10 protein-coding genes are annotated in these 13,848 nt (G+C 38.3%); 3 read left to right on the top strand and 7 right to left on the bottom strand.

Annotated elements, in window-relative coordinates; all coding sequences use genetic code 11:
• Positions 1–5 precede the first annotated feature (5 nt).
• The 6 genes from AAGS61_RS18075 to AAGS61_RS18050 form a co-directional block, all read right to left on the bottom strand.
• Entirely contained in the window at positions 6–743 is a 738-nt protein-coding gene (locus AAGS61_RS18075; RefSeq protein WP_391375141.1) for a hypothetical protein, read from the bottom strand.
• Positions 740–2,080, bottom strand: a complete 1,341-nt coding sequence (locus AAGS61_RS18070; RefSeq protein WP_391375138.1) for an AAA family ATPase — start codon at positions 2,078–2,080, stop codon at positions 740–742. Before AAGS61_RS18070 ends, AAGS61_RS18075 begins: the two co-directional genes overlap by 4 nt.
• A gap of 127 nt (positions 2,081–2,207) precedes the next feature.
• Positions 2,208–3,014, bottom strand: coding sequence for a cytochrome c oxidase assembly protein (locus AAGS61_RS18065; protein ID WP_391375135.1), 807 nt, complete (start codon positions 3,012–3,014; stop codon positions 2,208–2,210).
• Positions 3,011–3,472: a DUF2243 domain-containing protein gene (locus AAGS61_RS18060; protein WP_391375133.1), complete on the bottom strand. Its 462-nt coding sequence runs from the start codon at positions 3,470–3,472 to the stop codon at positions 3,011–3,013. The genes AAGS61_RS18065 and AAGS61_RS18060 overlap by 4 nt, the downstream gene beginning before the upstream one ends.
• Positions 3,473–3,773: 301 nt before the next feature.
• Positions 3,774–4,544 carry a DUF2935 domain-containing protein gene (locus AAGS61_RS18055; protein ID WP_391375293.1) on the bottom strand — a complete coding sequence of 257 codons (771 nt, stop codon included), beginning with the start codon at positions 4,542–4,544 and terminating at the stop codon, positions 3,774–3,776.
• 165 nt (positions 4,545–4,709) lie between these two features.
• Entirely contained in the window at positions 4,710–5,147 is a 438-nt protein-coding gene (locus AAGS61_RS18050; protein WP_391375290.1) for a YndM family protein, read from the bottom strand.
• Between the two features lie 828 nt (positions 5,148–5,975).
• On the opposite strand from AAGS61_RS18050, the gene AAGS61_RS18045 reads away from it, so the two are divergent.
• From AAGS61_RS18045 to AAGS61_RS18035, 3 genes are all read left to right on the top strand, one after another.
• Positions 5,976–7,724 carry a methyl-accepting chemotaxis protein gene (locus tag AAGS61_RS18045; protein WP_391375130.1) on the top strand — a complete coding sequence of 583 codons (1,749 nt, stop codon included), beginning with the start codon at positions 5,976–5,978 and terminating at the stop codon, positions 7,722–7,724.
• A gap of 254 nt (positions 7,725–7,978) precedes the next feature.
• Positions 7,979–11,146: an amino acid adenylation domain-containing protein gene (locus AAGS61_RS18040; protein ID WP_391375127.1), complete on the top strand. Its 3,168-nt coding sequence runs from the start codon at positions 7,979–7,981 to the stop codon at positions 11,144–11,146.
• Positions 11,143–11,823 (top strand): 4'-phosphopantetheinyl transferase family protein, encoded by a 681-nt coding sequence (locus tag AAGS61_RS18035; protein ID WP_391375124.1) that lies wholly within the window; start codon positions 11,143–11,145, stop codon positions 11,821–11,823. Before AAGS61_RS18040 ends, AAGS61_RS18035 begins: the two co-directional genes overlap by 4 nt.
• Positions 11,824–12,178: 355 nt before the next feature.
• On the opposite strand, the gene groL is transcribed toward AAGS61_RS18035, so the two are convergent.
• On the bottom strand, positions 12,179–13,813 hold the full coding sequence (gene groL, locus AAGS61_RS18030; protein ID WP_391375122.1) for a chaperonin GroEL: 1,635 nt from the start codon (positions 13,811–13,813) through the stop codon (positions 12,179–12,181).
• Positions 13,814–13,848 lie beyond the last annotated feature (35 nt).

Raw genomic sequence — 13,848 nt, 5'->3', positions numbered from 1 at the left:
TCCGCTCAATTTGAGGAAAAGGGTTCGGATGATAGGGAATCAATCATTTCTAAAAGGAACGGCATATTCGTTTTGCGGCTTAAGGAGTGATTACTTTTCATAATATACTCCCAGGAGTGCTTATATTTATCTGTGTATACGCCTTCTTGCTTTCCCTCTACAAATTGCCATAAAAACTGATCAATATTCGCATGGAACTGCTCTAAAAATTGGTCTACTTTTTCAAGTTTTTCATAGCCCTTCGTATTGCGCTCGTCCCACAATACATGATCTAAGTTCGTTGAAAAATAATACAGCTGATACGGAATTTTAATGGATCTAATGGAAAAATGATGATCTGCAAACAAAATACGAATGTTTTGCGCCTTTTGTTCATTTCGCTGTTGAATCATCTGCTTTTTATTGTCATCCGGTACAACAATGCTTTCCTCATCATAAAACAAATTCTTTTCCGCCGTGCTATCCACGACGACTTGATCATCTACCACAAAGCAACCATCTGTATCGGTAAAATGAAGCACCGCTAATACATCATGCGGTAAAAAACGATATTTCTCCAAGTAATTTCTGATTAACTGTCCGACTACTTTTTTAATATTTTTCTTATTTCGTAAATCCGACAACACATCTCCCGCTTGTACATGAATTCTCACTTCTATATCCTTAAAGCGCTCTTGCAAATAATCGTAAAAAATCGCTTCCTCTGTCTGTCCTTCCACAATGACTAAAATGACTTTTTTCACTCTTCACCCCTCCTCGCTTTCCAAAAAGCTTTCTTAATATGGAATGATTTCGTGTCTTCATAAACGGACTCGTCTTGTCCCCCTAGCTGAATCGCACGTAAATACACATCACGTGTATTATGAAGTGTTTTCACCCCTTTTAGCTGAATGTATCGTCTCTGCTCATTGGACGTTGTGAACCATAAATCTTTAGTCGTTAACACTTCCAGTAAGCGTAAATTATGGGATGTGAAAAATAACTGTCCTTGCCCGGCTTCTGCAATGATTTTCAATAATTCACCTAATAAATACTCGAATACACCCGAATCTAGCTCATCGATAACAATACAAGCATTTGGCTTATTATAAGCAGCCGCAAGAGCACTTAGTACAGCAATAATTTTCAAAATACCTTCTGACTCTGTTCGCAACGGCAACACACGCCCGTTTCGATTCGATAAAAATTCGAATCGTACCCCTTGTTCGCCATTATCTAACAGCTGGGTTGCTATTTCGCGCACTTCCACTTTTAATCCTGGAATAACAGCCGACAGCACATAGTTAATTTGTTCAATGACCTGACAGAGTGTGTCATACAATGGCTTCGGTAATAGCGCAGGCTCCGATAAATTGTATGGAATCATGCCGCGTGACTGTTCTAAGTAAACACTAAATGGCATCAAATATTTCGTCATAACAAAACCGATATTTTCATTATTAATGACATACAAATCACGATTAAAATCCTGTGTTAAGCTTTGAATGAGTTGCCACTCCACTTCCTTTAAATAGCTTTCCAACATCGGCTGTAGCTCTTTATGGAAAAGAAAAGAAGTACTTTCTCTCTCAGACAATTGGTTCGTTACCATGACCGCTATTTTATCTTGTTGTTTCATTTCTTCTACTGTTTGCGTACGAATTTGAATATGTTGCCCATCTTTCTTCGCGAGCAGTTTCATGCGCTTTCGCGGCGCATTTTCACGGTAATGTAACTCCTCCACAACCGGGTACAGTCTGCTCACTCCGCGCACTAACTCCACATGATATTGAACAAAAAATTCCCCGCATTGATTGCGCACAAGAAAATCGAATGTTAATTTCGCTCGCTCTGCTTCAATATGAATCAAATGCTTCGCTATAGGCGGTAACTTTTCTTCGGTTACCGCACTCGACAGTAATATTTTAAGCAGCTCAAACGCATTGACAACCGTTGTCTTGCCAGAACCATTTTGTCCGTACAATCCCATTACGTTCGCTTTTCTCATATGTTTAAAATCGACATGCAATTGGATTTCCCCAAACGCGACATTTTTTAAGTTTTCGATTACAATACGCTCTACTTTGACAATTGTCTCCATACAAACACCCAATCAACTTTTTTTTGCTTATTATAGTCAATTTATATAGAAAAATTAACTTTTCCTTGTTTAATTGTTCCTTACACTGTCTACTTAGCAGATATAGACATACATACGTTCATTTATTTTATAGGGACGTATGTGATAGTTTACTTTTTTGTAGATGAATAGGTTTAACCGTCTTATAGTACTCATAACATAAAAGAATAATTAAGATGATTTCAACTATTCCCCCAGCGTAATACATGAATACGCCACCTTCCTCCGCTTGTAATCGCTCTACTGAAGACGGTGGATTCGCATAAATCCATTTCGCTAAAATATTATGTCCGGCAATCGCTACTATAAGTACAACAGCACGTAGGTGAAAAGGTGCTTTATGTGGGGAGAAATCCACAGAAATAAGCGTTGTCGTAAATACATAGCCCGCTAAGAAAATGTGCACATGTACAACGATAAAAACAAGTAACGACGTATGCATCCATACATATAGATCCGTTGTATACAGCACCCACAGACCGCCAATATTTAAAATCGTAGCTGTCACTGGATGGCTAATAAAGCGGGCAGGGGCACTCTTTAAAAATTGCGTCAATACCCGTGCAAGTGATACAGGTAATGTCCTTAATACGAGGAGCATTGGCTTTGCTAGTACGATGAATAATGGACCTATCATCCCTAATAGTAAATGTGTATACATATGCGCTACAAAGCTATGATGCGCTTTTTCTGCCAATGGTCCAGCAATGGAAAACGTAATAGCCAATACACCGCCTACCCAAAATAGGATGCGATAAAGTGACCAGGGGCGCTTTTTCGAATAGTTTAAAAAAACAGTGCCGATATATAAAGTAGCTAACACTAAAAAGATGAATGCACCGCCTACTATGCTGACCGACTGATACGGTGTGTGGTGTATATGTAAAAACATCATATTCCATGCACCACCTTTTGATTTTTCACTTGTTTTAATATGACGAGACCAACGATAATCATGATGACTGCAAGTATATTCCATACAAGGTCATAATAAAAAATCTCTACATGATAACGGATTTGATGTAACCTAAATATTTTGTGCTGAATAATGCCGTCATACAGCTGAAATGTGCCCGCACCAAGCTGCGAGGCACCGAACCACCGCTTTCTCTGCCAAGCACTACTCCTGCGTAAATGTGCCACCATAAAAAGTGAAGCTACTGTCGCAAACCAACTAAACGCATGAAACAAACCATCTGATATAAGCCCTATGGATTTTGTTGATTTATCATAAAAATGATGCCAATGTAAAAGCTGGTGAAATACTGTTTCATCAATAAATGCCACTAAACCTAAGCCAAATAAAATACCCGACCAAAAGTTCAGTGATTCAATCTTTTTTATCTGTTCCAATTGCCCATCTTCCTCACAATCTTTATGTTGTCTATCTACCGCAAATGGTTTTTATATGTTGAGCGATGTTTCACTTTCATACTTAACGTCTTTATAAAAAGTTCAGTGATTGTCGTTTTTTACTCGCCCATCTACAACCTAATTTTGGTGATAAATTCATTATTTCTAATTCTATTAAGTTCCATACCTTTTTTGATTAATAGACACTATAAAGCGAATAATCCGCAATAAAAAAACACCTCTCAAGATTTCCCTTGAGAGATGTGGATTACGATGGGTTATGAATAACATTTTGAATCAATTACTTACTCCCTTTACTAGTCGACTGTGCAACTTTAGTTAAATAATATTGCTCTTCCCTTGCCATATGATCCGCCATTGAGACAGTAAATGTTCCTAAAACTTCTGCGCTTAGCTCCATCTCTTCTAGCTCTTTCAAAAAGGTTTTAAATAATTTAACTTCAATCTCCACATCCTGATTGAATCTGTGTAATGCGGGGAATTTACTTACATTTGTACGCAAAAAACCTGTTAACTCAACAGCTTTCAAGTAAAATTGATTAAAGTGTTTCGTAAAGGTAGCGCTTTTCTCCTTTAACCTTTTTTCCACAGCATCCATCCGGTCATTAATGGCACCTGCATGACCCGAAGCATCCAAAAGCCAAAGCAAATGATGATGTAATTCATGAAATAGCGGAGGAATTTTCCCTTGCTTTAAATAGGTTAATAGGCGTTCATATTCTTCTAATTCATTGACCATATGGTTGATGAAAGAAGGCGGAAGGTGGATTTTCATGTTCCCAGCTAGATGGCGTTTAATAATGGATAGTTTGAATGCTTTTAATTGTTTGACTGCTTCCTCCACAGTATGTGCAAAAGCAATACTATTTGTTTCGTTAAGTGCCTTTACTTGATTTAATAGTTGATCGAATTGCTGAATAAAATGAGTAGCTTTTGCAATATCCTCCTGTTCAGAAGGATAGAGTGAATCATGAATAAACCGAGAATGATCAGCTAATATATGGAGCCAAAATCGATGTTCGAAAATGGCACTACTCAAGTAATTATCCAGCTATATACACATCTCCTTATCCATATACTCCCTAACACTGTATGTTATACCGAATCATTTTATTAGTTATTTTTCCGTTTGACCTATTGATGCGCCTGATTCGTTCAAGGAAAACAAGGGACTGGTGACGCCAACGAAGAGCGCCATCTCCCACTGCTTGACGTTTCACTTTTTTATATCCTTATCTAAATCACGATCAAATTCCTCAGCAAATTCCGTTTGGAGATTGTGATTTCTTGCATAGTCCTGGTGCTTCTCGTCATTTTTAATGACTTGGTTTCTAAAATAATTATGATAAAAGGCCTCACCAACAACAACAACAAGTGATACCATAAAAGCAGCAATGACAGTGCCTTCTAAATAGGTTTCATTGAATAAGTACATCCCCATAATCCATACTACAAAAAAAGCAAGACCAAAGTCGGCAATTGCTGTTAATGTATTCGTTGTTCGTGGTAATAAATAGACGTCTCCAACAAATCCAATAGCAGTTAATACAATACTTGTAATCAAAATATCACGAAACGAAATACTAAAAAACAAGCCTAACACTATCCATAATACCGCCATAGTCATCACAAATTTCACGAAAAAAGCTGTCATATACTTCACGAGTCTCTTCCCTTCGATTGTTCTTTATGTATAGACTCTCCCATTCTAAGTGCTTCATACGCTTTAGTATTACTGCGTAAATAGGACATCCTTATATGTGCATTTTAATGTTCCAGCACAATGATTGACTGAATGCAGCGACTTTTTGCTCGAATACTATAGCTTTTTAACCAGTCACAGTCGAACATTTTAAGATGATTTATCCCCTTAAGTTTTAGCATACAAAAAACCACTTCCCATCTTTTTTATATTGATGAGAAGTGGTTATTGCTTTGTATGTTCATTGTAAGTAACTCAACTTTACAAAAAGAAGTGTTGAGACGTAATTTTTACGGCTTTGTAATAGCTAGTGAAATTTACGAGCCCCCTTTAAGGAACAAAAACGAAAACCACGACATAAACACAAACTAGAAAAAGTTATATCTTTATTCTCAAATAAAGATATAAAATTTTTTTCATTTTATTACCATAATAAAAATTATCATATCCCCTAACACACAAGACACGACAAAATAAGTAAAAATACTTAACAGTAGTTTGGAAATTTGCATTTTACCCAAATTTTTAATCAATTTAAATTAAGTAAAATTTAAGTATACCTCTTTTTTATACTATTTATTGTAAATTTTTCGTAAATATTTAACCTATTCTAAAAAATATATAGACTAAAAAACTAGATTTCTTCATTTATAACTATTTAGAACGCACCTGGACTTCTACGAATAACAGCAACAGCTTCAAGGTGTAGTACATTGACTAAATTATCCATTTCTTATCCTTAGCTTGAAATATTCGGTATATCATATGAGGAGGAAAAGCATGAAAAAACGCAAGAAGCAGCAAATGTCCATTAGTAAAAAATTAACTGCAATAGTAGTAAGTATTTTATTATTATTTGGATTAGTTACCTCAGGTCTTTCTTATTATATAGTCAGAAACAGTAATCTGACAGACATGGATCAATCGCTATCTGACAAAGGCATGATCCTAGCTAAAACCATTGATAGTACTACGTTGAACTCAATATTAGAGAATCCAACAAATAGTAACCCTAATGCTCTACGATTAACAAATGAAATGGATGCGATCAATGATAATTCTGATAGCATTGTCAATCTATTTTTAATTACAGTTAATGGGGAAAATATTAATGCACCTGTTCTCTCATCTAGTATCCTTGCACTCGGAGCTGAGTATAACCAAGATATGATTGCTATGGGTGTATCCCCTGATTTCTTGGGAAGAATTAAAGAAGTTTTTGATACAAAACAAGCAACAGCAACAGCGATTTATAGCGATGAATTTGGTAGTTTTAAAACAGGACTTACACCAATCTTAGATGAAAATGGTAAAATGCTAGCCGCTTATGCCATTGATTATGATGTATCGATGGTAACAAAAAAAGCAATGTCTGAAGCCCTATGGATATTATTAATAACCGTTATTTTCTTAATTGGTTCATCTATTGCGGTGTATACTCTTTTGAGAAAAAAATTAACACCTATTCAACAGCTTTCCTTGCAATCTAAAAAAGTCGCAGAAGGTAATTTAGAGCTTGAACCTTTACCCGTTACTTCAACAGATGAAGTCGGAATGCTCACACAAAACTTTAATGCAATGATTGAAAACTTAAAAACTGTTATTAAAAGTACAACGCATGTTTCTGCACGTGTTTCACGCACTGCTCATGTTTTATCTGTAAATATGCAGGAAGCTTCTGATTCATATAATAACGTAGCTTCTTCCATGCAAGAAATTGCAAGTGGCGCTGATCTTCAAGTACAAAAAGCAAAAGAAAGTACAATTACCATTGAAGAAATGAATATGGGTATCCAACGAATTGCCATGACGTCCAATCAAATTTCAGAATCCTCTCTTTTAGCATCAGAGGAAGCTGAAAGAGGTAATGAATCGACAAATAAATCTGTCGCACAAATGAATGCTATTAGTAAAGCTGTTAATCAATCTGCAGCTTCTGTTAAATTACTTGGCGAACATTCCAACAAAATCGAAGAAATCGTAGGGATTATTACAGGAATTGCCTCCCAAACGAATTTACTTGCATTGAATGCAGCTATCGAAGCTGCACGTGCTGGAGAAGCTGGTAGTGGTTTCGCAGTGGTTGCTGATGAAGTACGTAAACTTGCTGAACAATCTGAGGCATCTGCAAGAGAGATTTCTACACTTATTTCTCATATACAGCATGATACAAACGAATCTGTCAATATCATGGTTCACGCTGTAGAAGAGGTAGATCACGGAATTGTTATGATCAATGATTCAGAAAAATCGTTTAGCCAGATTTTAACTTCCATTCACCATGTGACAGGACAAATTCAAGAGCTTTCTGCAACGATTGAAGAAATGGCAGCTGGTATGGAAGAAGTAACGTCTGCTGTTAAAGATATGGAAGATTTCTCAGTCAATTCAAAAGACAATACAAGCGCAGTAGCAGCCACTTCTGCCTCTCAATTAAATACGGTACAAAGAGTTTCTGAAGAAGCTCAAGTATTATCTGAGTTATCTGATGAATTAATGAATGTTGTCAATACTTTTGTAGTGAAATAAGAAAAGTGCAAGCGCCCTCTCTAGCCCCAACATGCGTTGGAGATAGGCTCACAGGGGCTAGTCCGCTTGTGCTAGACACGCTTTCAATTTGAAAAATTTTATACTTTCTTATCTTTTAAAAAGTGAAAGGGCTGCCCTTATAAGGAGATTTATGTCCGTTAGTCACGCACAGATTGCTTCACTGCTGTGGACCTAATGACTATCATCGCTCCTTCATAAGTGTCTGCCCTTTTCTAAAATAGGAGTTGTCATGATTGAAAAATAAACGAGCATTGGATGTACACCCATCACAGAACAATACCCATTCTTTTGAGCAACAAATTCTACCATCCAATCGAACACAACTATTGAACGAAGAAGACTTCATCGCGTATCAAACTTTAAATCGAACAATGGCTGACTACGACAAAGACACCACAATACCCGACGTATTTTATCAGGTAGCGCAACAGTTTGCTGAACGGATTGCCTTATCCTATGAAGATGGCCAGATGACCTACCGTCAGCTAAATGAACAATCCAACCAAGTTGCCCATATGTTAATTGCGAACGGTTTGCAAAAAGGAAACTATGTAGCGATTGTTATGGAACGTAGTAAAGAAACCGTCATTAGTCTGTTAGGTATCCTGAAAGCTGGTGGAGTCTATGTTCCCATTGATCCGAGCTATCCAAAAGAACGTTGTCAGTATCTATTAAACGACACAGGTGCGCCATTTATCATCACCCAAAATGAACATACAGCACTACTGAATGATTTCATACATAATGATTCTAAAACACGTACAGTATTCACAATCAACCAAACGGAGCAAGGCTATTCACAAGAAAATATATACTGTGAACTGCTTCCATCTGACTTAGCCTATATTATTTATACATCTGGATCAACAGGTAAACCAAAGGGCGTTATGCTTCAGCATGGAGCTGTCATTAACTTGATAACAGATAATCAAAGAATCTACCACTCAACTAAAGAAGATGTTTATTCTCAGTTTATTTCTTATAGTTTTGATCCTTCTGTCACAGAAACTTTTACTGCTTTCTTTTCAGGGGCAAGACTTCATATGCTGACAAGTATAGAGCGTCTATCGGTTGAAGCATTTGCTGATATGATTGGTCGTGAGCAAGTAACTACTGCCACTGTGCCAAATGCTTTCTTTACACAGCTAGCTACACATTTACCAGTAAGCTACCGTGAAAAACTCTCGACACTCAATTATTTATCTGTTGGCGGTGAAGCCTTATTGCCTGCCATTGTTCAAAAATGGCAAGAGAAATTCGGACTTTCTACAGAAATTATTAACGTATATGGACCAACTGAATGTACCGTATTATCCTCTTATTTTAAGGTGAACAGTCACATAACAGATATGCAATCTAGCATCCCTATCGGCAGACCTATCGCCAATTATGAAATGTATGTGATCAATGCGGATGAACAGCTTTGTCCCGTGAATGTAATCGGAGAATTATATATTGCAGGTGCTGGTTTAGCAGCAGGCTATTTACATCAGCCAGAAAAAACAGCTGATGTCTTCGTCCCCCATCTCTTAAAGCCAGAACAAAAAATGTATCGAACAGGTGATTTAGTTCGTCTATTGCCAACGGGTGTCATTGAATTTGTGGGACGTCAAGATTCTCAAATCAAAGTAAGAGGCTTCCGTATTGAACTTGGAGAAATTGAAACAGCGTTAAGCCATCATACGAGCATTCAGGAAGCCGTGATCATTGCGAAGAAAATGGCTGATGGCAATAATCATTTATTTGCCTACTATACGGTGGCAAGTGGTATACAGCTTGAGGAACAACTTTTAAGAGACTACTTGGCAAATCTGTTACCAGATTATATGGTGCCTGAGCAATTTATTGAATTGCAAGAAATGCCATTATCTCCTACAGGAAAAATCGATCGAAACCACTTAGCCTCATTGGAATTAACTGTATCTCGTAGCAATACATATATTGCGCCAGAAAATGATACACAGCGTATGCTTGCTGCCGCATGGGAAAACGTACTCGGTATCGAGCCTATAGGCATTCACGATAATTTCTTCCATATTGGAGGCCATTCGCTAAAAGTGCTTGAAATTCTTGTACAAGTGAAAAAGCATATACCATTCTTAAAGATCCAGGATTTCTTCCAACATCAAACGATTGCAGCGCTTGATCAATATATTCGTCATTATCAGCCGGAAACTATTGAGATCCAAGAACAACCAGCTAACATTGTTTTCAAGGATTTAATGGAGCCTAGTCCGCTACAAGTTTCACAAACCGTGAAACCTTTGCCAATGACATCGATATTATTAACAGGGGCTACAGGTTATTTGGGTAGCCATATTTTATATGAGCTATTAGCGACAACAAATGCACACATTTACTGCCTTATTCGACCAAGTGCCCATACTACGATTGAAGCCAAGCTAATAGAAAGTATGCAATTTTATTTTGGCAATCATATTGCTCTGCAGATGCAAGATCGTGTCACTGTTATCCAAGGCGACTTAGGCAAACAACGACTTCATTTATGTGATGAAGATGAACAACTACTTATGAAAGAAATCAGTACCATCATTCATTGCGGAGCAGATGTACGTCATTTCGGTGCGGCTGATCATTTTAATCATGTCAATGTTGATAGTACGCGCTATTTGCTTGAAATAGCCAAACGGAAACCAGGTGTGCATTTCCATTATGTATCGACAATGGGAATTCCAGAGGGGTTAGCTGCCATCCAATGGGGGCCAGATGAAGCAAAGGGCAACTTTAATTATGATGTAAAGCTTGATAATGTTTATACGCAAAGTAAGCTAGAAGCAGAGAATCTTGTTCGAAATGCTGTGCATGATGCAATCCCTGTTTCCATTTATCGTGTGGGAAATTTAAGCTGTCATTCCGAAACAGGTAAATTCCAACGTAATATCGATGATAATGCCTTTTACCGTATGATGAAATCGATGCTTTATTTAGGGAAAACACCTACTGCTCAATGGCATGTTGACTTTACACCAATAAATTACGCTAGCCAGGCACTCGTTTCTCTGGCAAAACAGCCAGCAACCAACGGCCATGTCTTCCATTTATGTAACCCTGTATCACTTACTTATTTAGAATTAATCGACATGATGAAGGAACTTGGTTATGACCTAACCATTGTATCAACACAAGAATATACAGATTGGCTATTAAATGGGGACCATTCACAAGAGGCACAGGAGTATTTATCGTTAGCGATTGCTCAACTTGAAGGTGATGGAGCTAGCGACTCCCCATTTATCTTCAACTGCAAAAAAACTATCGAATTTTTAGCTAATACAAAGATGGAATGTGCGGTACCAAACACAGCCTTTATTCACAAAATGATTCAATACGGTATCCATACAGGCTACTTCCCTAAACCAAAACAAGTCAGTATACGATGATCAGACAAAATATACAGCTATTTGCACTCCCTCTAGGAGCACAGTTAACACCATCAGAATGGGAGTCTTTTCTCAAAGTACTCCCTTTTGATGTTCAAAGAAAAATTACACAATACAAACATTGGCAGGATCGTCAAAGAGCCTTACTAGGTAGTGCCCTCATCAGATGGGCGCTCTTTCCATACATTGATGAAGTTCTGTTACACCTGGCGCATGATGAACATGGTCGCCCATATATTGCAGGACATCCTCATTGGCAAGGCGATTTTAATCTTTCTCATTCTGGTAATTGGATTGTATTAGCAATAACAACTAACGGGCGAGTTGGCATTGATGTTGAAGAAATAAAGCCTGTGAATGAAGAGATGATGGCCTATGCGCTTTCCGAGGCGGAGCTTCAACTCGTCTCTCATCAGCCTCTACCTGTTTTTTATGAGTTTTGGACATTAAAAGAAGCTCTTTTTAAAACAGGTTTATTGCCAATTCGATCACCTCATTTGCTTGATACAATCGCCATTAAAAGAACAAGGAAAGACCTTTCAACCCAGTTACTCTATCTCGATCAGCAACATCCTGTATCGCTCTGCTGGAACAATGTATGTTCTAATGTAATAATCACAATGTTAAATAAAGAGCAGCTTCTGCAGCTAGAACAACAAGGGGTGTCCAGAAAGTAAAAACTTTCTGGATACCCCTTTACTTCTTAATAATTATCCATTAAGAAATATTGCTCCTGCGGTGATCACATCAAAATGCCTTTTGAGACGACCCTTTGTTATTAATAGAAAAATATGCCCTCTGAAAAACATATAAAAACACTTCTCATAATTTTTAATGAGAAGTGTTCGTTGTTTTATACTTTAATTGTGAATCACACTACTTCACAAAAAGAAGTGTTGAAACGTATTCAATGGCTTTTTAATAGCTAGTAATTCGACCGTTAAAAACTGTGTAAACCCTTGCTACGAGATGAAGTCAGGTTAAAAGCGCCACGTCCTGTGGCAACACCTGACTGACCCGCATCGTGCGGGCCTACATCATCCCTGGCATGCCGCCCATTGCGCCCATGTCAGGCATACCTGCGCCAGCTGGTTCTGGGATGTCTGCTACAACTGCTTCTGTCGTTAAGAATAGAGCGGCTACAGAAGCTGCGTTTTGAAGTGCTGAACGCGTAACTTTTGCTGGGTCTACTACACCTGCTTCGATCATGTTTACCCATTCGCCTGTTGCTGCGTTGAAGCCAATGCCCACTTCTTCGCGTTTTAAGCGGTCCACGATGATTGAACCTTCAAGGCCCGCATTTTCAGAAATTTGACGTACTGGCTCTTCTAAAGCACGTAGGATAATGCGTACACCTGTTGCTACGTCGCCTTCTACCCCTTCAAGCACTTTTTCTACTGCGCCGTATACGTTTAGAAGTGCCGTACCACCACCTGATACGATTCCTTCTTCTACTGCTGCCCGTGTAGAGTTTAATGCATCCTCGATACGAAGTTTGCGTTCTTTTAATTCTGTTTCCGTTGCAGCACCTACTTTGATCACCGCTACACCGCCAGCTAATTTCGCTAGGCGCTCTTGTAATTTTTCTTTATCGAACTCTGAAGTCGTTTCCACAAGTTGTGTACGGATTTGACCAATACGTGATTCGATATCCGCTGCGTTACCAGCACCTTCAACGATTGTTGTATTGTCTTTTGATACGACTACTTTTGCAGCGCGGCCTAATGACGTAATATCCGCTGTTTTTAAGTCTAAGCCAAGGTCTTGTGTAATGACTTGACCACCTGTTAAAATCGCGATATCTTCAAGCATTGCTTTACGGCGATCACCGAAGCCAGGTGCTTTCACTGCGACAGCATGGAATGTACCACGTAATTTGTTGACTACTAATGTTGCTAATGCTTCACCCTCAACATCTTCAGCAATCATAAGTAGTGGACGACCTTGTTGTACCACTTGCTCTAATACCGGCAGTACTTCTTGAATGTTAGCAATCTTTTTATCCGTAATTAAAATATATGGATTGTCTAATACCGCTTCCATTTTATCTGTATCTGTCACCATATAGTGAGATAAGTAACCGCGGTCAAATTGCATACCTTCTACAACGTCAAGCTCCGTTGTGAAGCCTTTTGACTCTTCGATTGTAATAACCCCGTCGTTACCCACTTTTTCCATTGCATCCGCAATATATTGACCGATTTCTTCGTCAGCTGAAGAGATTGCTGCTACTTGCGCGATCGCTTCTTTGTTTTCGACTGGACGAGAAATGTGTTGTAATTCTGTTAAAGCAGCTGCTACTGCTTTGTCGATCCCTTTACGGATACCTACTGGGTTTGCACCAGCTGTTACGTTTTTAAGGCCTTCACGAATCATAGCTTGTGCAAGAACCGTTGCTGTTGTTGTCCCGTCACCAGCGATTTCGTTTGTTTTAGAAGCAACTTCTGCTACTAATTTTGCGCCCATGTTTTCGTATGGGTTTTCAAGCTCGATTTCTTTGGCAATCGATACACCGTCATTTGTGATTAATGGAGAACCGAATTTTTTCTCTAATACAACGTTGCGGCCTTTTGGTCCAAGCGTTACCTTTACCGCATTCGCTAATTTATCAACACCAGCCGCCATTAATGAGCGTGCTTCTTCTGAGAACTTAATGTCTTTTGCCATGTGAAAATACCCTCCTAAAATGATAAAACTATTTT

It is taken from the genome of Lysinibacillus sp. KU-BSD001 (assembly GCF_042920265.1).
Lineage (GTDB): Bacteria > Bacillota > Bacilli > Bacillales_A > Planococcaceae > Lysinibacillus_B.
Note: the sequence above shows the minus strand (reverse complement) of the source record. Positions and strands in the feature narration are given on the sequence as shown.